This window comes from Amycolatopsis thermalba (assembly GCF_023376025.1).
In the GTDB taxonomy this organism is placed as follows: domain Bacteria; phylum Actinomycetota; class Actinomycetes; order Mycobacteriales; family Pseudonocardiaceae; genus Amycolatopsis_E; species Amycolatopsis_E thermalba.
Map to the genome: position 1 here is coordinate 7,263,997 of NZ_CP091196.1, position 21,720 is coordinate 7,285,716.

At 72.1% G+C, this 21,720-nt stretch carries 25 protein-coding genes; 11 read left to right on the forward strand and 14 right to left on the reverse strand.

Features of this window, described 5'->3' with window-relative positions; genetic code table 11:
- Positions 1-50: 50 nt before the first annotated feature.
- Positions 51-701 (forward strand): GntR family transcriptional regulator, encoded by a 651-nt coding sequence (locus L1857_RS35175; protein WP_116110188.1) that lies wholly within the window; start codon positions 51-53, stop codon positions 699-701.
- Here L1857_RS35175 and L1857_RS35180 read toward each other — a convergent pair.
- On the reverse strand, positions 683-1,984 hold the full coding sequence (locus L1857_RS35180; protein ID WP_094005580.1) for an MFS transporter: 1,302 nt from the start codon (positions 1,982-1,984) through the stop codon (positions 683-685). The two genes, L1857_RS35175 and L1857_RS35180, sit on opposite strands and share 19 nt — an antisense overlap.
- A 114-nt stretch (positions 1,985-2,098) precedes the next feature.
- Between L1857_RS35180 and L1857_RS35185 the strand changes: the two genes are divergently transcribed.
- Positions 2,099-2,770, forward strand: coding sequence for a DUF2848 domain-containing protein (locus tag L1857_RS35185; protein ID WP_094005579.1), 672 nt, complete (start codon positions 2,099-2,101; stop codon positions 2,768-2,770).
- Between the two features lie 1,001 nt (positions 2,771-3,771).
- On the opposite strand, the gene L1857_RS35190 is transcribed toward L1857_RS35185, so the two are convergent.
- Positions 3,772-4,917 (reverse strand): RNA polymerase sigma factor, encoded by a 1,146-nt coding sequence (locus L1857_RS35190; RefSeq protein WP_116110187.1) that lies wholly within the window; start codon positions 4,915-4,917, stop codon positions 3,772-3,774.
- A gap of 8 nt (positions 4,918-4,925) precedes the next feature.
- Complete coding sequence (locus L1857_RS35195) at positions 4,926-5,333, reverse strand: YciI family protein (protein WP_116110186.1); 408 nt, start codon at positions 5,331-5,333, stop codon at positions 4,926-4,928.
- A 125-nt stretch (positions 5,334-5,458) separates the two neighbouring features.
- On the opposite strand from L1857_RS35195, the gene L1857_RS35200 reads away from it, so the two are divergent.
- Complete coding sequence (locus tag L1857_RS35200) at positions 5,459-5,809, forward strand: nuclear transport factor 2 family protein (RefSeq protein WP_116110185.1); 351 nt, start codon at positions 5,459-5,461, stop codon at positions 5,807-5,809.
- 51 nt (positions 5,810-5,860) lie between these two features.
- Positions 5,861-6,589, forward strand: a complete 729-nt coding sequence (locus tag L1857_RS35205; RefSeq protein ID WP_094005575.1) for a VIT1/CCC1 transporter family protein — start codon at positions 5,861-5,863, stop codon at positions 6,587-6,589.
- Here L1857_RS35205 and L1857_RS35210 read toward each other — a convergent pair.
- Positions 6,586-8,043: a peptide MFS transporter gene (locus L1857_RS35210; RefSeq protein WP_094005574.1), complete on the reverse strand. Its 1,458-nt coding sequence runs from the start codon at positions 8,041-8,043 to the stop codon at positions 6,586-6,588. The genes L1857_RS35205 and L1857_RS35210 overlap by 4 nt on opposite strands.
- Before the next feature lie 87 nt (positions 8,044-8,130).
- Between L1857_RS35210 and nhaA the strand changes: the two genes are divergently transcribed.
- From nhaA to L1857_RS35225, 3 genes are read left to right on the forward strand one after another with little or no spacing between them, the layout of a single operon-like run.
- Complete coding sequence (gene nhaA / locus L1857_RS35215) at positions 8,131-9,384, forward strand: Na+/H+ antiporter NhaA (RefSeq protein WP_429728325.1); 1,254 nt, start codon at positions 8,131-8,133, stop codon at positions 9,382-9,384.
- 38 nt (positions 9,385-9,422) lie between these two features.
- On the forward strand, positions 9,423-9,905 hold the full coding sequence (locus tag L1857_RS35220; RefSeq protein ID WP_094005572.1) for a phage holin family protein: 483 nt from the start codon (positions 9,423-9,425) through the stop codon (positions 9,903-9,905).
- A gap of 17 nt (positions 9,906-9,922) precedes the next feature.
- Positions 9,923-10,861, forward strand: coding sequence for an alpha/beta fold hydrolase (locus L1857_RS35225; protein ID WP_116110183.1), 939 nt, complete (start codon positions 9,923-9,925; stop codon positions 10,859-10,861).
- 201 nt (positions 10,862-11,062) lie between these two features.
- Here L1857_RS35225 and L1857_RS35230 read toward each other — a convergent pair whose 3' ends face one another.
- The 4 genes from L1857_RS35230 to nth are packed head-to-tail and all read right to left on the reverse strand — an operon-like array spanning position 11,063 to position 14,231.
- Positions 11,063-12,259: a MarP family serine protease gene (locus tag L1857_RS35230; RefSeq protein WP_094005570.1), complete on the reverse strand. Its 1,197-nt coding sequence runs from the start codon at positions 12,257-12,259 to the stop codon at positions 11,063-11,065.
- A 9-nt stretch (positions 12,260-12,268) separates the two neighbouring features.
- Positions 12,269-12,952 (reverse strand): NUDIX hydrolase, encoded by a 684-nt coding sequence (locus tag L1857_RS35235; RefSeq protein ID WP_094005569.1) that lies wholly within the window; start codon positions 12,950-12,952, stop codon positions 12,269-12,271.
- On the reverse strand, positions 12,949-13,551 hold the full coding sequence (locus tag L1857_RS35240; protein WP_116110182.1) for a TlpA family protein disulfide reductase: 603 nt from the start codon (positions 13,549-13,551) through the stop codon (positions 12,949-12,951). The genes L1857_RS35235 and L1857_RS35240 overlap by 4 nt, the downstream gene beginning before the upstream one ends.
- Entirely contained in the window at positions 13,548-14,231 is a 684-nt protein-coding gene (nth, locus tag L1857_RS35245) for an endonuclease III (protein WP_094005567.1), read from the reverse strand. Before nth ends, L1857_RS35240 begins: the two co-directional genes overlap by 4 nt.
- A gap of 152 nt (positions 14,232-14,383) precedes the next feature.
- On the opposite strand from nth, the gene L1857_RS35250 reads away from it, so the two are divergent.
- The 4 genes from L1857_RS35250 (at position 14,384) to L1857_RS35265 (ending at position 17,478) form a co-directional block, all read left to right on the forward strand.
- Positions 14,384-14,632: a hypothetical protein gene (locus tag L1857_RS35250; protein WP_094005566.1), complete on the forward strand. Its 249-nt coding sequence runs from the start codon at positions 14,384-14,386 to the stop codon at positions 14,630-14,632.
- 298 nt (positions 14,633-14,930) lie between these two features.
- Positions 14,931-15,605 (forward strand): Crp/Fnr family transcriptional regulator, encoded by a 675-nt coding sequence (locus L1857_RS35255; RefSeq protein ID WP_017985500.1) that lies wholly within the window; start codon positions 14,931-14,933, stop codon positions 15,603-15,605.
- Positions 15,606-15,933: 328 nt separating this feature from the next.
- A complete protein-coding gene (locus L1857_RS35260) occupies positions 15,934-17,151 on the forward strand; it encodes an MFS transporter (protein ID WP_116110181.1) in 1,218 nt (405 codons plus the stop codon).
- A 174-nt stretch (positions 17,152-17,325) separates the two neighbouring features.
- Positions 17,326-17,478, forward strand: a complete 153-nt coding sequence (locus L1857_RS35265) for a LysR substrate-binding domain-containing protein (protein WP_233157271.1) — start codon at positions 17,326-17,328, stop codon at positions 17,476-17,478.
- Positions 17,479-17,694: 216 nt separating this feature from the next.
- Here L1857_RS35265 and L1857_RS35270 read toward each other — a convergent pair whose 3' ends face one another.
- From L1857_RS35270 to sp36, 6 genes are read right to left on the reverse strand one after another with little or no spacing between them, the layout of a single operon-like run.
- Positions 17,695-18,465, reverse strand: a complete 771-nt coding sequence (locus L1857_RS35270; protein ID WP_116110180.1) for an MBL fold metallo-hydrolase — start codon at positions 18,463-18,465, stop codon at positions 17,695-17,697.
- Positions 18,462-19,226, reverse strand: coding sequence for an NUDIX hydrolase (locus L1857_RS35275; protein WP_094005563.1), 765 nt, complete (start codon positions 19,224-19,226; stop codon positions 18,462-18,464). The genes L1857_RS35270 and L1857_RS35275 overlap by 4 nt, the downstream gene beginning before the upstream one ends.
- Before the next feature lie 54 nt (positions 19,227-19,280).
- Entirely contained in the window at positions 19,281-20,450 is a 1,170-nt protein-coding gene (locus tag L1857_RS35280) for a hypothetical protein (RefSeq protein ID WP_094005562.1), read from the reverse strand.
- A gap of 33 nt (positions 20,451-20,483) precedes the next feature.
- Positions 20,484-21,104, reverse strand: coding sequence for a hypothetical protein (locus L1857_RS35285; protein ID WP_094005561.1), 621 nt, complete (start codon positions 21,102-21,104; stop codon positions 20,484-20,486).
- Complete coding sequence (locus L1857_RS35290; protein WP_094005560.1) at positions 21,104-21,559, reverse strand: RidA family protein; 456 nt, start codon at positions 21,557-21,559, stop codon at positions 21,104-21,106. The genes L1857_RS35285 and L1857_RS35290 overlap by 1 nt, the downstream gene beginning before the upstream one ends.
- A complete protein-coding gene (sp36, locus tag L1857_RS35295; protein ID WP_017985509.1) occupies positions 21,556-21,717 on the reverse strand; it encodes a Sp36 family protein in 162 nt (53 codons plus the stop codon). The genes L1857_RS35290 and sp36 overlap by 4 nt, the downstream gene beginning before the upstream one ends.
- Positions 21,718-21,720 lie beyond the last annotated feature (3 nt).

A 21,720-nucleotide genomic window follows, 5' to 3' on the forward strand; every position in this document is an offset into this window, starting at 1 on the left:
GGCCACTTTCCGCGTACCATCTGTATACAACGTGTATGGAGGGAGCCCGGATGCCGGCGACGAGCAAGCCCGCCCTGTCCGGGCGGGCCAAGGCCTACGACTACCTGAAGAGCACCGTGCTGGCCGACCCCGACGCCGAGGGCACGTTCATCAGCGAACAGGAGATCGCCGAGCACGTCGGCGTCTCACGCACGCCGGTGCGGGAGGCGCTGCTGCAGCTCGCGGCCGAGGAGATGGTGCAGCTCGTGCCCAACCGGGGCGCCTACATCGCCCCGCTGACCGGGCGCGACCTGCGGGACCTCGTCGAGCTGCGCGGGCTGCTCGAACGGTTCGCGGCCGAGCGGGTGATGGCGGCCGGGACCGTGCCGTGGCGGGCCATGCAGAAGGTCCTCGAGCAGCAGGAGCGCTGTGACGACCCGGCGTCGGCCAAGGAGTTCATCGAACTCGACACGCACTTCCACACCCTGCTCGTCGAGGCGGCCGGCAACGCGATGCTGAGCCGGACCTACACCGCGCTGCGAGCCCGGCAGGTCCGTGCCGGGCTCGTCGCGCTGCGGCGGTCGGGGACCCGGCACGCGGAGGTCTGCCGCGAGCACCAGGCCATCGTGACCGCACTGGCCAACCGCGAGGTCGAGGCGGCGCTGGCCGCCATCGACGACCACCACGCCCGGACCCTGAAGCATCAGCTGACGACCACCTGAGTCTCGTCGCGGGCCGCCCGCGCCAGCGCAAGACCGATGATGGTGACGACCGCGGTCACCACCACGTACAGCGCGAGCGCCAGCCAGCTGTCGAAACCGGCCAGCAGCGAGGTGAACAGCAGCGGCGCGACGGCCCCGCCGATCACCCCGGCGAGCGTGTAGGCCAGCGAGCTGCCGGTGTAGCGCAGGCGCTCGGAGAACTGCTCGGTGATCAGCGCGGCCTGCGGGCCGTACAGCGCGGCGTGGATGACGAGCGCGATCACGATCCCGACCAGCAGCAGGCCGAACGAGCGGCCGGAGACCAGCGGGAAGAACACGAACGGCCAGATCGCCGCGGCGATGGTCGCGAAGAGGTAGAGCTTGCGGCGGTTCACCCGGTCCGACAGCGCGCCGAAGGCCGGCATCAGGACGAGCTGGCCAGCGGAACCGATCATGACCGCGGTCAGGCCCTGGCTGCGGGACATGCCCAGCTCCTGGGTCATGTAGGTCAGGACGAAGACGGTGAACAACGCGTACAGCACGTCCGGGCAGACGCGGACGAAGATCGCGGCCACCAGGGCGCGGCGCTCGTGCTTGAAGACCTCGGAGATCGGCGCGCTGGGCCGCTCGCCGCTCTCCGCGATGCGTTTGAAGACCGGGGTCTCCTCCAGCTTGAGCCGGATCCACAGGCCGAACGCGACGAGCACGGCGGAGAGCAGGAACGCCACGCGCCAGCCCCACGAGTCGAACTGCGCCTCGGTCAGCAGCAGGGCGAGCAGGGCCAGGACACCGTTGGCGAGCAGGTTGCCCGCGGGTGGTCCGACCTGGGCCGCCGACGCCCAGAACCCGCGCTTCTTCGGATCGCCGAACTCGCTGGACAGCAGCACCGCGCCGCCCCATTCGCCGCCGATGCCGACACCCTGGGCGAAGCGCAGCAGCACCAGCAGGACCGCGGCGGTGCCACCGATCGAGGCGTGGGTGGGGAGGACACCGATGAGGAAGGTGGCGATGCCGGTGAGCAGCAGGGTGATCACCAGCACGCGCTTGCGGCCGAGCACGTCACCGAGGCGGCCGAAGACGAAGCCGCCGAGGGGGCGGGAGAGGTAGCCGACGGCGTAGGTGGAGAACGCGGCCATCGTGCTGACCAGCGGATCGCCTGCCGGGAAGAACTGGTGGCCGAACACGGTGGCGGCGGCGACCGAGTAGGCCGCGAAGTCGTACCACTCCAGCGAGGTGCCGGACAGGCTCGCCAGGAAGGCACGCCGCAGCGATGCCCTGTCCACGGTCGGCGTTACCGAGGTCATTGCTCACATCCCGATCTCTTGGGTGCCACGTTGCGGTAATACTCGTTGTATACAACCTGCATGCGCAAGCCCCCGCAGGTAAGAACTGGGTTACCCGACTTTACGGAGGACGACATGCCGACGCTGAGCTTCGACCTGCCCGACGGCACGACGGTGACCACGCCGGTCACGACGCTGCTCAACGCCGGGTACGCGGGCCGCGACCAGGCCGACGTCGCGGCGCACGTCGCGGAGCTGGCGGAGCTGGGCGTCCCGGCGCCGAAGGTCACGCCGGCGCTGTACCCGGTCGCCCCGTACCTGGCCGCCCAGACCGACGAGGTGCCCGTCCAGCACGACCGCACCTCGGGGGAGGCGGAGTGGGCGCTGGTGATCACCGCGGAGGGGGTGCTGCTCACGGTGGCCTGCGACCACACCGACCGGGAGCTGGAGGTGCACGGTGTGGCGTGGAGCAAGAACGCGGCGCCGGACGTGCTGGGCCGCAAGGCGTGGCGGCTGGACGACGTGGCGGACCGGCTGGACTCGCTGACGCTGCGCGGATGGGCCGACGGACAGCTGATCCAGGACGGCACGCTCGCGGAGCTGCTGACGCCGCAGCACTGGCTGGACGTGCTGCGGGAGCGCGGGCTGTACGAGCCGGGGGTCGTGCTGATCTCCGGGACCATCCCGATGGTGCCGGGGGTGAACCAGTTCGCCGCCGAATGGCGGGTGGAGCTGGGCGACCCGGCGACCGGAAACACCATCGAGGCCGGTTACCAGGTGCGCCGACTGCCCGAGGCGATCGGCTGAATCGAGTGGGGCTGTGGGCGCAGGGCCAGGGCTGGGGTACCGGCGCCCAGCGCGGGTGGAGGCACGGCAGTCGCCGAAGGCAACCACCCGGCAGGGGCTGCAGCGCTTGCACGGCCGGCATGGCCGGGGGGCCGGACGGGTCCCGGCGTGGGTAGAGGCGCGGATTACCGGAGGCCATCGCCCGGCAGGCCCTGCTGCGCCCGCGTAACGGGCATGCCCGGGGCGCAACTGGAGGCCTGACACCCGGCGCGGGTAGAAGCCGCAGGGTGCCGGAGGCCACGACCCGGCAGGGGCTGCTATGCCCGCGAACGGGCACGCCCGGGGCGCAACTGGAGGCCTGACACCCGGCGAAGGTAGAGGCCGCAGGGTTGCCGCAGGCCATGACCCGGCAGAGGCTGCTATGCCCGCGAAGTGGGCACGCCCGGGGCGCAACTGGAGGCCTGGCACCCGGCGCGGGTAGAGGCCGCAGGGTTGCCGCAGGCCATGACCCGGCAGAGGCTGCTATGCCCGCGAAGCGGGCACGCCCGGGGCGCAACTGGAGGCCTGACACCCGGCGCGGGTAGAGGCCGCAGGGTGCCGCAGGCCATGACCCGGCAGAGGCTGCTGCGCCCGCGAAGCGGGCACGCCCGGGGCGCAACTGGAGGCCTGACACCCGGCGCGGGTAGAAGCCGCAGGGTGCCGCAGGCCACGACCCGGCAGAGGCTGCTGCGCCCGCGAAGCGGGCACGCCCGGGGCGCAACTGGAGGCCTGACACCCGGCGCGGGTAGAAGCCGCAGGGTGCCGCAGGCCACGACCCGGCAGAGGCTGCTGCGCCCGCGAAGCGGGCACGCCCGGGGCGCAACTGGAGGCCTGACACCCGGCGCGGGTAGAAGCCGCAGGGTGCCGCAGGCCACGACCCGGCAGAGGCTGCTGCGCCCGCGAAGCGGGCACGCTCAGAGAGCATGGGCGAGCCAGGTCCCAGCGCGTCCCGGCGCGGGTAGGGGCGCGCCGGGGCGTCGGGGTCACCCTCGCAGCTGGGCGTTGATTCGTGCGGCTTGTCGTGTGAGGTGGTCCCGCTCGGCGAGGTTTGGTGCCTTCGCCGCGGCCTCGGCGTACAAGTGGGCCGCCGTCGCCAGGTCGCCGTTGCGTTCGTGCAGGTGGGCGGCCACCGCGGCGTACCTGGGCAGGCCCGAGTCGAGCGTCTCGAGTTCCGCCAGCCCCGCGCGGGGGCCGTCCGCCTCGCCCACTGCCACCGCTCGGTTCAGGCGTACCACCGGGCTGTCGGTCAGCCGCACGAGCTCGTCGTACCACTCGACGATCTGCGGCCAGTCCGTCTCCTCCGCGGTGCGCGCGTCGGCGTGCAGGGCGGCGATCGCGGCCTGCGCCTGGAACTCACCGAGCTGGTCGCGGGCCAGCGCCGCCTGCAGGATCTCGACCCCCTCCGCGATCGACCGCGTGTCCCACCGGCTCCGGTCCTGCTCGGCGAGCGGCACCAGGCTGCCGTCGGGCGCGGTCCGGCTCGCGCGGCGGGCGTGGTGGATCAGCATGAGCGCCAGCAGCCCCGCCACCTCGGAGTGGTCGATCGCCGCCGCGAGCCGGCGGGTCAGCCGGATCGCCTCGGCCGCCAGGTCGACGTCTCCGGAATACCCCTCGTTGAACACCAGGTACAGCACGCGCAACACGGTGCCGACGTCGCCGGGCCGGTCGAACCGCACACCGGACACCGTGCGCTTGGCACGGCTGATGCGCTGCGCCATCGTCGCCTCCGGCACCAGGTAGGCCTGGGCGATCTGCCGCGTGGTCAACCCGCCCACCGCCCGCAACGTGAGCGCCACCGCGGACGACGGCGTCAGCGACGGGTGCGCGCACAGGAAGTAGAGCTGAAGGGTGTCGTCCACCGCGGGCGCCGGCCCGGGCTCGGGTTCCTCGTCGACGAGCTCCTCCCGGCGGCGGCGGGCGGCGTCCGCGCGGGTGGCGTCGAGGAACTTGCGCCAGGCCACCGTGACCAGCCAGCCCTGCGGATCCCGCGGCGGGTCGGACGGCCACACCCGGACCGCCTCGACCAGTGCCTCCTGCACGGCGTCCTCGGCCGCCGCGAAACCGGCTCCGCGGCGGACGAGGATCCCGAGCACCTTCGGGGTGAGGCTCCGCAGCAGCGCCTCGTCCATCGGTGCGGTCACTCCGTCACAGTGGGCTGGTTCCCGAGGAACGGGCGCACCTCCAGCCACTCGTGGATCGGCTTCCCGCCCGCCCCCGGCGCCGCCGACAGCTCACCGGCCAGCTCGACCGCCCGCTCGTAGCTGTCCACGTCGACCACCATCCACCCGGCGATCAGGTCCTTCGTCTCGGGGAACGGACCATCGGTCACCGGCGGCCGCCCCTCCCCGTCGTACCGCACCCAGGTGCCGTCCGGGGCCAGCGCCTGGCTGTCGACGTACTCGCCGGTCTCCTCCAGCCGCTTGGCGAAATCGTTCATGTACCGCACGTGCGCCGAGATCTCCTCCGGCGTCCACTGCGCCATCGGCACGTCGTTCACCGAAGCCGGAGCGCCGCGGTAGTGCTTGAGAAAGAGGTACTTCGCCATCGTCCACTCCTCGCTGTGATGCGACCCATTCTGGCCGCGTTCGCACCGGGGACGGAGCCGTTCACCGGATCTCGACACCGGCGGCCGGACTTTTCCTCCGCGTGCGCACCTGCCAAGATCCACACGTGACCGATGTCCTGTCCGCGCTGGACGCGCACGTGCGGGCGTTCAACGAACGCGACCTCGCCGCCCTGCTCACCGGGTTCACCCACGACGCCACCTGGATCACCGGCACCACGACCGTCCGCGGCAGCGCGGAACTGGCCGACCTGTTCGAGGGCGCGATGCGCGGGCTCCTGCCGACGCTGACGATCGACAACGTCATCGCTTCGGGTGACCAGGCCGCGGCGCAGCTCACCGAGACGCTCACCGCCGACGGCACCGAGCACACCTTCGCGATCGCCGGTTTCTACCGTTTCCGCGACGGGCGGATCGCGGCCGCGAAGATTTACCGCGAGGGTTCCGCGGAGATTTAGGTAAGTCTCAGCTAATGCGGGAAATTCGCCGCGGGATGCTTCAATAATGACGTGACCGAGACGAAGGACGCCGCTGCGGCCCACGCGCACGAACCCCACCACGAGAGCCTGGGCAGCCGGCTGAACTGGCTGCGCGCCGGGGTTCTCGGGGCCAACGACGGGATCGTGTCCGTCGCCGGGCTCGTCGTCGGGGTCGCCGGGGCGACCACCGACCACGGCGCCATTCTGATGGCCGGAATAGCCGGACTGGTCGCCGGCGCGCTTTCCATGGCCGGCGGGGAATACGTTTCGGTGAGCACCCAGCGCGATACCGAACAGGCCGCGCTCAAGCTCGAGAAACAAGAACTGAAGACCATGCCGGAGGCCGAGGAACGAGAACTCGCCGACATCTACGAGGACAAGGGCCTGTCCCGCGAACTGGCCGAGCGGGTGGCCCGCGAACTGTCGGAGAAGGACGCCCTCGCGGCCCACGCCGAAGCCGAACTCGGCATCGACCCGGATGACCTGACCAGCCCGTGGCAGGCCGCGTGGGCGTCGTTCGTGTCGTTCTCCCTCGGCGCGCTCATCCCGCTGCTGGCGATCGCGCTGCCGCCGACCTCCTGGCGGGTGTGGACGTGCGCCATCGCCGTCGTCGTGGGCCTGGCGCTGACCGGGTACACCAGCGCCCGCCTCGGCAACGCCGGTGTGCGCCGCGCGGTGATCCGCAACGTGGGGGTCGGCGCGCTGACGATGCTGGTCACCTACTACGTCGGCGCACTGTTCGGCATCACCGCGGGCTAGCGCACGCCGGACATCAGCTTCCGCACGAAGGGGCTGATCAGCGCCAGCACCACACCGATCGCGATGGCCGCTCCGCCGACGACGCCGAAGTACGCGGCCTCGTGGTCGGTGCCGTAGTACTCGGCCAGCGAGCCGGACAGCGCGGTGCCCAGCGAGACCGACAGGAAGTTCAGCGCGACCATCTGCGTGCGGAACGCGTCCGGCGCCAGCTTCGTCGACAGGGACAGCCCCACCGGGGACAGCATCAGCTCCGCGACCGTGAACACCACCAGGATCCCGGCCAGCGCGAGCAGCGGCGTGCTGTTCCCGGTGCCGCCGGCGAAGAACAGGAACAGCAGGAACGCCGCCCCCATCACCGACGTGCCGAGCGCGAACTTGATCGGCGTCGACGGCTGGCGCTCGCCCAGCTTGATCCAGATCGCGGCCATCACCGGCGCGAGCAGCAGGATGAACACCGGGTTGATCGACTGCACCCAGCTCACCGGCATCTCCCAGCCGAACAGGTCACGGTCCAGCCGCTGGTCCGAGTACACCGCGACCACGGTGAACTGCTGCTGGTACAGCGACCAGAACGCGGCGCTCGCGATGAACATCGGGATGAACGCCAGCACCCGCCGCCGCTCGATGGCGGTGATCTTGCGGCTGGTCAGGATCACCGCGAAGTACCCCACCGACGCGATGCCGACGATCCACACGACCACGTCGGACAGGTTCGCCGCGGTGACGATCCCGGTCAGCACGGCCAGCACGATGACGCCGACCAGCACCACCAGCACGCCGCCGACCGCGGGCCGCCGCCGCGCCGGCAGCGGGTTCGGGACCTCGCGGGCGGTGTCGGGCAGGTTGCGCCGGAAGATCGTGTACTGGGTCAGGCCGATGGCCATGCCGATCGCGGCCAGGCCGAACCCGAGGTGGAACCCGACCTCGCTCTGCGCGAGCCCGGTGAGCAGCGGGCCGATGAACGCGCCCAGGTTGACGCCCATGTAGAAGATCGTGAAGCCGGAGTCGCGCCGCGGGTCCTGCTCGCCGTAGAGCGTGCCGACGACCGCGGTCGCGTTGCCCTTCAGCCCGCCGCTGCCGACCGCGACGCAGGCCAGGCCGACGCCGATCCCGAGGAAACCGGGCAGCAGCGCCAGGCTGATGTGGCCGATCATGATGAGCACCGCGCTGTAGAACAGCGTGCGCTCGGAGCTCAGCAGGCGGTCGGCGACCCACGCGCCCACGATCGTGGACAGGTACACCAGACCGCCGTAGGCCCCGACGATGCTGGTGGCGGTGGCCTCCGGCATCGCGAGGCCGCCCTCGGCGACCGAGTAGTAGAGGTAGATCGGCAGGATGCCGAGCATCCCGTAGTACGAGAAGCGTTCCCACATCTCGACGCCGAACAGGTTCGCGAGACCGATCGGGTGCCCGAAGAACCGCGCGTCGCGCTTCGCCTCGGTAGAGGTCGTCACTGCCGCCGCCCTTGAGGTCTAGACAACGTTGGCGAGTGACATGCTACGACGCTTTCCCGGGATGTTGTTACCGGCCCGTAAGGTATGATGTTGACGGTGCGCCGGGAAGTCTGGTCGGCAACAGCCCGATCGATCCCGGAGGAGTCATTCGTGGGCCAGCCGCGCCAAGCCGCCGCCGAGTTCGTGCGTTACCTGCGCACCGAGACCACCGGCGGCATGATCCTGCTCGCCGCCACCGCCATCGCCCTGCTCTGGGCCAACTCCCCGCTCGGCGAGTCCTACCGGGTGGTGCGGGACTTCCACATCGGACCGCACCTGCTGCACCTGGACCTGTCCGTCGGCGACTGGGCCAAGGACGGCCTGCTGGCCCTGTTCTTCTTCGTCGCCGGGCTGGAGCTCAAGCGGGAACTGGTGGTCGGCGAGCTGTCCCGGCCGAAGAAGGCGGTCCTGCCGATCGCCGCCGCGCTCGGCGGGATGGTCGTGCCCGCGGTCGTCGCCCTGATCGCCGGCGGCGGCGCGCCCGGCATGGATCGCGCGTGGGCGATCCCGACCGCGACCGACATCGCGTTCGCCCTCGGTGTCCTGGCGCTCACCGCGTCCAACCTGCCCAGCAGCGCACGGGTCTTCCTGTTGTCGCTGGCCGTGGTCGACGACCTGGGTGCGATCTTCCTCATCGCCGTGTTGTTCACCACGTCGTTCAACCTGGTGGCCGCGCTGGTCGCGGTGGTGTCGCTCGCGCTGTACGCGTTCCTGCAGTACAAGCGCGTGCGCACGGCGTGGATCTACGTGCCGCTCGCGATCGTCGTGTGGGTCGCAGTGCACTCGGCGGGCGTGCACGCCACCATCGCCGGGGTCGCGCTGGGCCTGCTCACGCGGGTGCGCCCGGACCAGGGTGAGGAGGAGGCGCCGGCGATCCGGCTGGAGCACCGGTTGCAGCCGTGGTCGGCGGCGGTGGCCGTGCCGGTGTTCGCGTTGTTCGCCGCCGGGATCGCGGTCAGCGGCGAATCGCTCGGCCGCGTGTTCACCGAGGCCGTGCCGCTGGCGGTGTTCCTCGGGCTGGTGGTGGGCAAGGCGGTCGGCATCTTCGGGGCCTGCTTCGCGGCGGTGAAGCTGCGGCTCGCGGAGAAGCCGAGCGGGGTCGGCTGGCGGGACATCGCGGCGTTGTCGCTGCTCGGCGGCGTCGGGTTCACGGTGTCGCTGCTGATCGCCGACCTCGCGCTGGAGGGCGAGGCGAGCGAACTGGCCCGCACCGCGGTGCTGCTGGCCTCCGCGGTGTGCTCGCTGGCCGGGGCGGCGATGCTGGTGCGGCGGAACAAGGTACACGCCGCTGCGGAGGACTAACCGAGCCCCGGGTGGGGTCTTCTGGCACGATGACCCCCGTGAGCAGCCAGGAGCACGAACGCAACGGTCGGGATGCCCACGGGGCCGTGCCCTACATCCCGCTGAGCCCGGAGGCCGAGTCCTCCGCCGACGGCCAGTCGATCGGGAGCCTCGTCAGCCAGGCGACCCAGCACCTGTCCACCCTGGTCAGGGCCGAGGTCGAGCTGGCCAGGTCCGAGGTCGTGGGCGAGGTCAAGAAGGGCGTCAAGGGCAGCGTCTTCTTCATCGTCGCCGGGGTGATCGGGCTCTACAGCTCGTTCTTCTTCTTTTTCTTCCTCGGCGAGCTGCTGTCCGAGTGGCTCAAGCGCTGGGCCGCGTTCGGCATCGTGTTCCTGCTGATGCTGCTGGTCGCCGGCCTGTTCGGCCTGCTCGGCTGGCGCAAGGTCAAGAAGATCCGGGCGCCGGAGCGCACGATCACCAGCGTCAAGGACACCGCCGCGGCCCTCAAGCCGCGCCGGGACACCGTCCCCGAACACAGCTGAACCGCTCAGTCGCGACCGTGACGCCGCCCGACCCGTCCATCGTCCGGATCGACGGGCCCTGGGCGCACCGCGACGTGTCCGCGAACGGCATCCGGCTGCACGTCGCCGAGGCCGGGCACGGGCCGCTGGTGTTGTTCCTGCACGGCTTCGGGCAGTTCTGGTGGACCTGGCGGCACCAGCTCACCGCCCTGGCCGACGCGGGTTACCACGCGGTGGCGGCCGATCTGCGTGGTTACGGCGATTCGGACAAACCCCCGCGCGGCTACGACGCCTGGACGCTGGCCGGTGACGTCGCCGGCCTGGTCCGCGCGCTCGGCGAACGGCAGGCGCACCTGGTCGGGCACGCGTGGGGCGGGCTGCTGGCCTGGACCGCGGCCGCGCTGCACCCGCGGGTGGTCGCGTCGGTGACGGTGCTGGGTGGGGCCCACCCGCTGGCCCTGCGCAGCGCGCTCGCCCGCACCGCGTTCCGCCGCAAGCGGTCCAACCAGACGCGGGCGCTGGCGCACCTGTTCCGGTTCCAGGTGCCGATGGCGCCGGAGCGGTGGCTCACCGAGGACGACGGGGCCAACCTGGAGACCCTGCTGCGCGCCTGGTCCGGTCCGCGGTGGACGGCCACCGCCGACTTCGACACCAGCGCCGCGATGTTCCGCGAGGCGGTGCGGATCCCGGGCGTGGCGCACAGCGCGCTGGAGTACTACCGGTGGGCGTTCCGGGCCCAGTTCCGCGGCGAAGGACGCCGGTTCGCGGACGCGGTCGGCACCCGGGTGGCGGCGCCGGTGCTGCAGATCCACGGCGCCGCGGACCCGTGTGTGCTGCCGGAGACCGCCCGGGCGTCCGCGCCGTGGCGGGGGCCGCACTCGGCGCTGGAGGAGCTGGCGGACGTCGGCCACTTCCCGCAGCTCGAAGCACCCGCCGAGACGACCAAGACGCTGCTGGACTTCCTGGCGAAGGCCTGACGGCGGCAGACGGCGGGCGGAACTCACGCGGCTGAACGTGGAACTCGCGGCCGGGAACGTGGAACTCGCGGCCGGGAACGTGGGACTCGCGGGCGCGAGCGTGGGACTCGCCGCCCGGAGCGTGGAACTCGCGGCCGCGAACGCAGAACTCGCGCGCCTGAGCGTGGGACTCGCGGACGGGAGCGTGGGACTCGCGGGGGGTCAGGCGGCGCAGGCGCCGGTGGAGACCCGCGCGCTCAGGGACGGCGCCGATTCGATCACCGGGCGCACCTGGTTGCCGGTCAGCGTGAAGCCGGTGTCGGAGTCCTCCACCGAAGCCCCGAACACCACGCCGACGACCTGCCCCTGCGGATCCACCAGCGGGCCGCCCGAGTTGCCGCTGCGCACCTGCGCCCGCACGGTGTAGACGTCCCGCCGCACGGTGCGCGAATCGTAGATGTCCGGGCCCTGCAGCGTGATCTCGCTGCGGATGCGGGCGGGCGTGGCGCGGTAGGGGCCGTCCAGCGGGTAGCCGAGGACGATCGCGCTGTCACCCGCCTTCGCCGGCTCGGGCGCGAGGCTCAGCGGCGCCGCCTCCAGGCGGGGCACCGCGAGCACCGCGACGTCGACCTCCGGGTCGAAGTACACGACCCGCGCGGGCAGCCGGCCGGCCGAGGTCTCCACCGCCGTCGTCTCCGTGCCCGCCACTACGTGCGCGTTCGTCATCACCCGCTGCGGCGCGATCACGAACCCGCTGCCCTCCAGCGTGCGCGAGCACGACTCGGCGGTGCCGCGGATCTTCAGCACGCTCCCGCGCAGCTGCTGCACCACGGCGCTGTCCTGCAGCGTCGTGTCCGGCGGCGCGGTGTCGTTGATCTGCGTCTTCTGGAACGGGTCCACAATGGACGGGAATCCGGAGACGTCGAGCAGCTTCCGCAGTTCGCTGGGCAGACCCTCGGCGGCCGGCGGCATCGCCTTGTCGACCGTGCCCAGCACCGTCGAGTTGTTGATCGCGCGCGCCAGGCCGGGCAGCGCCGCGACCCCGGTCAGCGGCACCGCGATCAGCCACGCCACCACGAACACCACGACGGCCTGCACGATCGCGCCGAGCGTCTGGTCGATGCCGGTCAGCTTGTCGGTGTTGACCCGCCGCTTGACCGCGTACTTGAACCGCCGCCCCAGCCACACGCCGAGCGTCTCGCCGAGCGCGACCAGGAACACGACCGTCGCGACGGCGAAGGCGACCTTGGCGGCCGGGTTCTCGAACAGCTCGACGACCCACGGCGCGATGCGGATGCCGAGGATCGCACCGCCGATCACGCCCACCAGCGCGGGCAACGCGATCACGACGCCCTGACGCGCGCCGGAGACCGCCGCCACCAGCGCCAGCAGAATGACCAGGACGTCGACCCAGTTCACCGCGTCTCCTCAGTCGGTCGCGAGCAGATGATCGCGCAACGCTACGTCAAGATCCCGGACGTCGCCGCGATCCCACTCACGTGCCCAGCCGCCCAGTTCGAGCAGGACGGTCAGCAGTCCCGCGGTGAAGCCCCACACGAACAAACCGTTCACGGTGAACGCCGGCCCCTGGTACGTGGTGCCGGACCGGCGCACCTGGAACCGGTTGGCCGGATCGGCCAGGTCGGCCAGCGGCACCCGGGCCACCGCCGCGGTCTCCGCCGGGTCGACGGCGTGCACCGGCGAGGGCGCGTGCCAGTGGGCGAGCACCGGCGTCACGGCGAACCGGGACACCGGGATGAACAGCTCCGGCAGCACCGCGACCGGCCGCACCCCGGACGGGTCGACCCCGGTCTCCTCCTCGGCCTCGCGCAGCGCGGTGGCGACCGCGTCGGCGTCCTCGGGATCGGCGCCGCCGCCGGGGAAAGCCACCTGGCCGGCGTGCGAGCCGAGCGTGTCGGCGCGGCGCAGCAGCAGGACGTCCGGTCCGCGCTCGCCGTGGCCGAACAGGATCAGCACCGACGCGGCGCGGGTGAACTCGTCCTCGGGCGGGGTGAACCGGGTGAACGCGGTCGAGTCGAGGTCACCGCTGATCTCGACCAGCGGGCGCAGCCAGTCCGGCACCGACGCCGGCTCGACGAGCGGTCCGTTCACGACAGCCTCCGCACGACCTCACGCACCTGCTCAGGATCGGTGAAGGTGCGTGGGCTTTCGATGAGGCGGACCTGGCCGTCCGCGGTGACCAGGTAGGACGTGGGCAACGCGGGCGGCACCTTCAGCGCGCCGCGCACCGGGCCGGTCCCGCCGTCGCCGTCGCCGTCGCCGTCGAACACGGTCGGCAGGCGCACCCCGAGTTCGGCGAGCAGCGCCAGCCCGTCGTCCGGCTTGCTCTGGACCTGCACCGTGAGCACCCGCGCCGCGCCCGGCTCGTCCGCGTACCGCTGGAGCACGGGCAGCTCGGTCCGGCACGGCTCGCACCAGGTGGCCCAGACGTTGACCAGCGTCACCTGGCCGGCCAGCGCGCTGCCCAGGTCGACGGTGGACCCGTCGCCGAGGCACTCCGCGCGCACGCCCGCCAGCTGGGCCACCTCGCCGGTGCCGGACGGGCACGGCGCCAGCGCGGCGGCGGCCCGGGCGGCGGTCAGGTCCGGGCCCGCGGGCGTGTCGTCCGACCGCACCTGCGGCAGCACCGCGATGATCACCGCGAGCACCAGCACCCCCGCCGCGAGCGCCCACCTGGTCGCCGTCGTCACCGCTGGGTCACCATCGCGAGCAGGTGGTCCCGCTCCGGGCCCTTGACCAGCTTCGCGGCCTCCTCGAACTCGATCGGGCCGGTGCCGAAGGAGGGGCAGTCACGGGCCAGCGGGCACGCGCCGCAGGCCGGTTTGCGGGCGTGGCAGACGCGGCGGCCGTGGAAGATCACCCGGTGCGAGAGCATCGTCCACTCCTTGCGGGGGATCAGCTCGCCGATCGCGTGCTCGACCTTGACCGGGTCCTCCTCCGCGGTCCAGCCCCAGCGGCGCACCAGGCGGCCGAAGTGCGTGTCGACCGTGATCCCGGGCACGTCGAAGGCGTTGCCGAGCACGACGTTCGCGGTCTTGCGGCCGACGCCGGGCAACGTGACCAGGTCGTCCAGCTTGCGCGGCACCTCGCCGCCGAACCGCTCGACCAGCGCCGCGCCCAGCCCCATCAGCGAGTTGGCCTTGGCCCGGTAGAAGCCGGTGGGCCGGATCAGCTCCTCCAGCTCGGTGCGGTTCGCGCCGGCGTAATCGGCCGCGGTGCGGTAGCGGGCGAACAGGGCGGGAGTCACCTCGTTGACCCGCACGTCCGTGGTCTGCGCCGACAGCACGACCGCGATCAGCAGCTCCAGCGGCGTGGTGAAGTCCAGCTCACAGTGTGCGTCCGGATACGCCTCGGTCAGGCAACGGAGCATGCGGCGTGCGCGTCTCACGAGCGCGAGGCGGCTCTCTTCCCCCTTGGCGGGGCTAACACGAGACGCATTCGGCACGCCGCTAGCCTACGGAAGCCGACACGCCGGACCCCGGACACCACCCCCGAACCCGTGATGAGCGAGGATCAGAACCGATGACTGTCTGGTTCGTAGTAGCGGTGCCACTCGTGATGATGTTCTTCGCGCTGGCGATGGAGCGAGTTGAGCACCGGCTGCGCCACGTCGCGGTCCAGGAGGAAGAGGTCGAGGAGTTCCTGGAGCAGGCCCGGCCCAACGAGGTCAGGGCGCTCTACGGGCACGGCATCGGTCGCGCGCTGGAGCTGTTCCGGCTGCGCCGCCTGGGTGGTCGCGCGGCCAAGTTGCGCCCCCGGAAGACCCGCTGACCTCAACCGATTCAGCGACGATTACTCCCGCCCGTCGCCCACCACCACCCTCAGCGGACGCGCTTCGCGCGACAGTTAGTCCCACCCGTCGCCCACCACCACCCTCAGCGGACGCGCTTCGCGCGACAGTTAGGCTGTTCCCTCGGAGCGAGATCGCCCTCGCCCGGCCGGGCGGTGATCGGTCTGTCCTCGGCGTGCCCTGAGGCGATCTCGTCCGAACGGCCTAGACTGCACGCAAGTGATCGGCGACACGCCCCGGTTCGCGGGAACACGGTCGCCACCGACGAGGAGGCACGAGGTGGACGAGACCCTGGCCCGGGCGGGCATCTTCCAGGGGGTGGAGCCGGCCGCGGCTGAGGCGCTCGCCCAGACCCTGGAAACTGTGGAGTTCCCGCGGGGTCATGTGATCTTCTCCGAGGGCGAGCCCGGCGACAAGCTGTACATCATCCTGTCCGGCAAGGTGAAGATCGGCCGCAAGTCGGCCGACGGCCGGGAGAACCTGCTGTGGATTGCCGGTCCCTCGGACATGTTCGGCGAGCTGTCCATCTTCGACCCCGGCCCGCGCACCTCGACCGCGACGACGGTCACCGAGGTGCGGGCGGTGTCGATGGACCGGCCGTCGCTGCGCAAGTGGATCGCGAACCGGCCGGAGATCGCCGAGCAGCTGCTGCGGGTCATCGCCCGCAGGCTGCGCCGGACGAACAACATGGTCGCCGAGCTGATCTTCACCGACGTCCCGGGCCGCGTGGCGCGGGCGCTGCTGCAGCTGGCGCAGCGGTTCGGCAGCCAGGAGGCCGGCATCCTGCGGGTCACGCACGACCTGACGCAGGAGGAGATCGCCCAGTACGTCGGCGCCTCGCGGGAGACCGTGAACAAGGCGCTGGCGGACTTCGCGCACCGCGGCTGGCTGCGGCTCGAGGGCAAGTCAGTGCTGATCCTGGACCCGGAGCGGCTGGCCCGCCGCGCCCGCTGACCCAGCGCCACACCAGCAAAAACAAAGGAACCGGGCGCCACCCCCGACGTGGCGCACCGGTTCCTTTGCATTTCGCGCGGGCCATCCCCCGACAGACCGCGCTCCCCGCCCTCCGGTTCTGGCCCCGACCCTTCGCCGGAGGGAGCTATATCTATTTGTCAACCTTGCCACGGCCAGTACCCCGAAGTTCAAGGCCGTTCACCCTCACAGACGCGCCCGTTGCGGGTTCGTTGCGTCGGTCCGGCGAAAAAGTCCCGCCGTTACCGAACCGAGACCTGAGCGGTAATCAACTGGTACCGGCGTACCAGTCTGAGGCATACTGGTACGCGTGTCCCAGACTTCCCTCGCCGACTACCGTGCTGCCCTGACCACGCCGGGCGCGACCCGTCCGGTGATCGCGTCCATCCTCGCGCGCCTGCCGATCGCGATGATCGGCCTGTCCGCGCTGCTCTACGTGCAGCAGGAGATGGGGTCGTTCGCCGTCGCCGGGCTGGTGTCGGCCAGCTCGCTCGTCGGCGTCGCGGTGGGGTCGGTCGTGCAGGGCAGGCTCATCGACCGCTTCGGCCCGACGCGCCCGCTGCTGTCCACCGCGGCGATGTTCGCGGTGATCCTGGTGACACTCTCGCTCGCGATCGAGGCCCACGCGGCGACCCCGGTGCTCGTCGCGCTCGCGTTCGGGATCGGCATCACGGAGCCGATGGTCGGTTCGGCCTCGCGGGCGCTGTGGGGACGGCTGGTGCCCGCCGAGGCGACGCGCAACGCGGCCTACGCCTACGAGGCGATCAGCATGGAGGTGTTCTTCATCCTCGGCCCCGGCCTGGCCGGTCTGCTGGTCGCCGCGCCGTGGCCGGGCACCGGGATGGTGGCCGGCGGCGCGTGCATGGTGGTCGGCGCGACCCTGTTCGCGCTGAGCCCGGCCGTGCGGGCGTGGGGACCGGCCGGCCGGACGCACCGGTCGCTGCTGGGCGCGCTGAGCAGCCCGGGCATGCGCACCCTCGCCCTGGCCGCACTCGGGTTCGGTGTGGTGATCGGGTTCGTCGAGGTCGCCGTGCCCGCCGCGGCCACCGAGGCCGGGGAACCGGCGCTCGGCGGGGTGCTGCTGTCGGTGTGGTCGGTCAGCTCGGTCGCGTTCGGCGTGGCCTACAGCCTGCGGCCGTGGCCGCGGGAGATGTCGCTGCGCCTGCCGGTGCTGCTGGCCGGGTTCGGGGTGCTCGTGGCGCTGCTGGCCTGGCCGTCGACGCTGTGGGGCCTCGCGATCGCGATGCTCGCCGCCGGTGCGCTGATCACCCCGCAGTCGGCCACGCACTCGGCCGCGATCGAACTGGTCGCGCCGAAGGGCACCGCGGCCGAGGCCTTCGGCTGGGTGCTGACCGCGGTGACGCTGGGGCTGGCGTTCGGGCAGTCGGTCAGCGGCTACCTGGTCGAGCACTCGGGCCCGTCGACGGCATTCCTCGCCGCGACGGCCGCGGCGCTGGTGATCGCCGCGGTGGTGTACCTGCTGCGCGGCACGGTGAAGGCACCGCGCGAGCAGGTCCTGGTGCCCTAGACGGCCGTCGAGCGGCTGACGCCTTCCGCGAGCGCGACCCAGACGTCCGGCCGCGCACCGAGGACACCTCGGTCTCCTCCCTCGTCGCGGGGCTGCGCGACGGCCGCTACGACGCCGCGTTCAGCCGCCCGTCGCTGGTCGACGGGCTCGCCGCGCGCGCTGGCGGTCGAGCAGGTGTGCGCCGTCCTGCCGGAAGGGCACCCGCTCGCCAGTCTGGACGAGCTGACGCTGGCCGACCTCGCGGACGAACCCTGGGTGCTGGCCGAGCGCGGCTCGTGGCCGCCGTGGCACCGCGAGTACGACGAGGACTTCCGGCGGGCCGACTGAAGATCGTCCAGCGTGCCGAGCCTGCTCGGGCTGGTGGCCGCCGGGGTCGGGATCTTCCAGCTGGCCCGTTCGACGCACAGCCTGCGCCGCTCGGGCGTGGTGTTCGTGCCGCTGGCCGGCGAGCCGGCGCGCACGGCGGGTCCTGTGGCTGCCGGACGCGGACACACCGGCCCTGCACAACCTGCGCTACGACCGCGCCGCCCGCGCGGAGCGGCCTCACCCAGGCCGGTGGGACCGCAGGTACGCCAGCTGCGCGTTGACGCTGTGTTCGGCGGGCGCCCACAGCGCCCGGTCCACGTCCGCGTACACCAGCTCCACCACCTGGCGCGCGGTGGCGTCCGCGCCCAGCTTCTCCAGCGCCGCCCGCACCTGGGCCAGCCGCTGCTCGCGGTGGTCCAGGTACTCCTGCGCGACCGCCCGCAGGTCGGCCATCTCCGGGCCGTGCCCGGGCAGCGCCAGCAGCCCGGACGGCAGCTCGATCAGCCGCCGCAGGGAGTCCAGGTACGCGCCGAGGTCGGTGAGCACCGTGGTGCCGCGGCCGAGGATCGTGTCACCGGTCAGCACCTGGTCGCCGACGCGCAGGCACACCGAGTCGCCGGTGTGGCCGGGCGTGTGCAGGACCTCGATGTCCAAACCCCCGGCGGAGATCACGTCACCGTCGGCGAACGGGCCCGCGTCCCGGCACAGCGCCGCGTCGAAGGCCCGCACCGGCGCCTGCACCCGCTCGGCCAGCCACGGCGCGCCCTCGACGTGGTCGGGGTGGTGGTGGGTGAGCAGGATCACCGCCACCGGCCCCTGCTCGGCGAGCAGCGACAGGTGATCGAGGTCCTGGTAGCCGGGGTCGACGATGACGCACTCGGCCGAGCCGGGCGCCCGCAGCACCCACGTGTTCGTGCCCTCCAGCGTCATCGTGGACGGGTTGTTCTCCAGCACGACCGCGGCGGAAGGCGAGACCTCGCGGCGCACGCCGTACGCGGGGTGGCTCATTCCGCGACCACCCGGATCACGTCGCCCTCGCGGATCAGCTTCGGGATGATCGCCTCGACCGTGCGCTCGCTGGCCAGCGCCTCCGCGGCCGTGCCGAACTCCGCCAGCTCGCTCAGGGTGTACCAGGTCGGCGGCATCAGCGTGCTGCGGCCCGCCTCCGCGTCGGCCAGCGCGTCGGCCGGGCGCCACCAGCCGGACGACTCGGCCTCGGTGGTCTTGCCGTCGGCCTCCTGGCCGGCGGGCAGGATCGCGGCGAAGAACCGGGTGTCGTAGCGGCGCTTCTCCTGCGCCGGCGTGATCCAGTGCGCCCACGGGCGCAGCAGGTCGGAACGCAGCGTCAGCCCTTCGCGCGCCAGGAAGTCGGCCAGCGACAGTTCCCGCGACACCAGCGCCTCCCGCGCCCCGGCGTACTCCGCGGTGTCGGTGACCACCTCGTCGGCCGTGCCGGCGAGCAGCACCCCGGACTCCTCGAACGTCTCCCGCACCGCCGCGCACACCAGGGCCCGCGCGACCTGCTCGGTCCCGTTGAACCAGCTCGCCCAGTCGGTGGCGGGCGGCCCGGCCCACGCGATCGTCGCGTCGGCGTCGCGCTGGTCCACCCCGCCGCCGGGGAAGACCGTCATGCCGGCGGCGAACGCCATCGCGTTCACCCGCCGCTGGAGGAAGACTTCGAGACCGTCGTCGCCGTCCCGCAGCAACAGCACCGTCGCCGCGTCGCGGGGCACGGCCGGTTCGGCCGGCACCGCGTCGGAGAAGTTCATGCTCCCCGGGATCCGGAAATCAAGTTGCACCACACGAGGCAACTTACGGGGTAATCAGGAACCGGAGAAGCCGTCGACCCAGCGCGGGTCGTCCTCGGGCCGCCCGGAACCGTTGGCCCGCACCTTGGCGGCCTCGGCGCGTTCCCGCTCGGCGAGCTCGGCGTGCAGCTCACGCAGGAGCTGGCGGTCGCGCTCGGACAGCTGCGGGTCGTTGAGGTCGAGTTCCGGGATTTCGATCACTTCACCCGGGCCGATCGTCGCCGAAGCCACGGCTCTGGGCTTCTCGCCGTCCTCCGCCGCCAGCTGCGCCCGCAGCTGCGCGACCTCCTCGGACGTCATGTCCATGGTGTTCTCCACGCGGCTGGGCTCGGGGCCCTCCTCGCGCGGCTTGAACATGTGGCCCGGCCCGCCCGGGGACCGGACGACCTCGGTCGTCTCGGTCTCGGCGGCCACTTCGGTGGTGGTGGTCTCCGGCGCGGCCGGAGGTTCGGGCTCCTCGGGCTCGTCCCCGGCGGCGACCGTGGCGTGCGCCACATGCCGGCCGGAGCCCTGGCGCTGCGCCGGCGCCGTGGGAGCGGACGACGGGACGGCCCCGCCGGAGAGCCAGACGGCGGTGGCCGCGGTGAGCGCCTGCTCGTGGTAGCGGGAGCGCTCGGTGGACGGCCCGGTGACCTCGACGACCGACCGGATCCCGGCGCGCCGCAGGGCGGCGTCGATGCGGTACGCGGCGGCCGGCGGGTTGCCCTCCGGGCCGATCTCGACGAGCACCACGCGCTGCGGCAGCGGGCCCGGCACGCTGCCGGCCGGGGTGTTGCGCCACACCGCGTGCACCGACCGCAGGTCCGGCAGCACCTGGAGGGTGCGGTCGAGCGCGTCGGCGATGCCCTGCTCGGGCTGGTCGTCGCCGGTGAAGCGGTGCACGACGCCGGTCTCGGCCTCCGGGTCGTTCACCACCAGCTGGTCGGCGAGCGTCGCGTCCGACCGCGTCAGCTCCAGGACCAGCGCCAGCTCGTGCCGCTCCGCCTCGCGGACCGGCAGGCGGCCCGCGATCAGCGCGCCCGTGGTCAGCTCGGCGGCCTCGTCGAGGCGCGCTCGCGCGACCAGCTCACGCGCCTCCGACAGCAGGCTGTCGTCCAGGCGGCCTGCCAGCCCCAGCAACAGGTTGTGCAGCCGCAACGGCACCGCGAACCCGTCGCCCGCGATCCCGTCGTGGACGTCCACCATCTAGCTTCTCCCTCCAGCTCGGCAGGAGTGCCGTTACGCGGCGACGAGCCGGTTCCCGGTGTCCACCGCACCGACGCAGACGAGCTCGGAGCTCGCCAGTGCGGCCTGGTGGTACTCCGGCAGCTCGAACCGCGGCGGCATCACCTCGACGCTGGGTTCCTCGTCCCCCAGCACCCGCAGGACCCGCTGCAGCTCCCCGGTCAGCCTCGGCAGTCCCGACAGGGCCGTGATCAGCAGCACGCGCTTGGATTCCTCCCCCGTGCGCTGACGCCAGCTCTGCCGCACCTCGCCGACGTCCGGCCGGCCCCGCAGGGTGGCGTGGACGAGCGCGGACACCGAGTCAACCGAGTTCACCTGATCGGGTGCACTCGGGGTGAATGTGTACCGGTTCTCGCCGACCTCGTCCACCCCCAGGGTCGAACTCACCTGGTGCCAGTCCGCGCCGTGCGGCACGAGACCCGCCACGAGCAGGCGGTATTCCGGCTGGTCGAGATCGATGTTGTGCTTGAGCAGCGTGCGCGGCAAGGTTCGAGCCAAGGTCGACATCGCGCCCTCGCCCAGCCAGTCCCGGTAACGCCAGAGCAGGCGGTCGGGCATGCGGCCGGCCAGCCGCAGCAACAGCTCATGACACGAGGCTTCGATATCCGGGTCCATCAGCTCACCTCGACAATCAGTTCGACCTCGACCGGTGCCCCCAGCGGCAGCTCGGCCACACCCACCGCCGAGCGGGCGTGCGCGCCCGCGTCGCCGAAGATCTCGCCGAAGAGCTCGGACGCGCCGTTGATCACAGCCGGCTGGCCGGTGAACCCCTCCGCGGACGCGACGAACCCGACGATCTTCACGATCCGGACGATCGATTCGAGACCGACGAGCGCGTCCACCGCCGCGAGCGCGTTCAGCGCCGCCGTCCGCGCGTAGCGCTTGGCCTCCTCCGGGCTCACCTCGGCCCCGACCTTGCCGGTCGCCTGCAGCTTGCCCTCGACGAACGGCACCTGACCCGAGGTGTAGACCTGCGACCCGCTGCGGACAGCCGGCACGTAGGCAGCCACCGGCGCGGGGACGCTCGGCAGCTCGATCCCCAGTTCGGCCAGACGCTCGCCCCAGCTCATGCCTTGGCCCGCTTCAGGTAGGCGACGTGCTGCTCCCCGCTCGGGTTCGGCAGCACCGTGACCAGCTCCCAGCCGTCCTCACCCCACTGGTCGAGGATCTGCTTGGTCGCGTGGATCAGCAACGGAACCGTGGCGTACTCCCACTTCGTGGCGCTCATGGG

Bases quoted from the DNA above. Each gene is read 5' to 3' on its own strand.
- L1857_RS35175 (WP_116110188.1), top strand. From the start codon at position 51: ATGCCGGCGACGAGCAAGCCCGCCCTGTCCGGGCGGGCCAAGGCCTAC.
- L1857_RS35180 (WP_094005580.1), bottom strand. From the start codon at position 1,984: ATGACCTCGGTAACGCCGACCGTGGACAGGGCATCGCTGCGGCGTGCC.
- L1857_RS35185 (WP_094005579.1), top strand. From the start codon at position 2,099: ATGCCGACGCTGAGCTTCGACCTGCCCGACGGCACGACGGTGACCACG.
- L1857_RS35190 (WP_116110187.1), bottom strand. From the start codon at position 4,917: ATGGACGAGGCGCTGCTGCGGAGCCTCACCCCGAAGGTGCTCGGGATC.
- L1857_RS35195 (WP_116110186.1), bottom strand. From the start codon at position 5,333: ATGGCGAAGTACCTCTTTCTCAAGCACTACCGCGGCGCTCCGGCTTCG.
- nhaA (WP_429728325.1), top strand. From the start codon at position 8,131: ATGTTGACGGTGCGCCGGGAAGTCTGGTCGGCAACAGCCCGATCGATC.
- nth (WP_094005567.1), bottom strand. From the start codon at position 14,231: ATGCTCCGTTGCCTGACCGAGGCGTATCCGGACGCACACTGTGAGCTG.
- L1857_RS35250 (WP_094005566.1), top strand. From the start codon at position 14,384: ATGACTGTCTGGTTCGTAGTAGCGGTGCCACTCGTGATGATGTTCTTC.
- L1857_RS35270 (WP_116110180.1), bottom strand. From the start codon at position 18,465: ATGAGCCACCCCGCGTACGGCGTGCGCCGCGAGGTCTCGCCTTCCGCC.
- L1857_RS35275 (WP_094005563.1), bottom strand. From the start codon at position 19,226: ATGAACTTCTCCGACGCGGTGCCGGCCGAACCGGCCGTGCCCCGCGAC.
- L1857_RS35280 (WP_094005562.1), bottom strand. From the start codon at position 20,450: ATGGTGGACGTCCACGACGGGATCGCGGGCGACGGGTTCGCGGTGCCG.
- L1857_RS35285 (WP_094005561.1), bottom strand. From the start codon at position 21,104: ATGGACCCGGATATCGAAGCCTCGTGTCATGAGCTGTTGCTGCGGCTG.
- L1857_RS35290 (WP_094005560.1), bottom strand. From the start codon at position 21,559: ATGAGCTGGGGCGAGCGTCTGGCCGAACTGGGGATCGAGCTGCCGAGC.
- sp36 (WP_017985509.1), bottom strand. From the start codon at position 21,717: ATGAGCGCCACGAAGTGGGAGTACGCCACGGTTCCGTTGCTGATCCAC.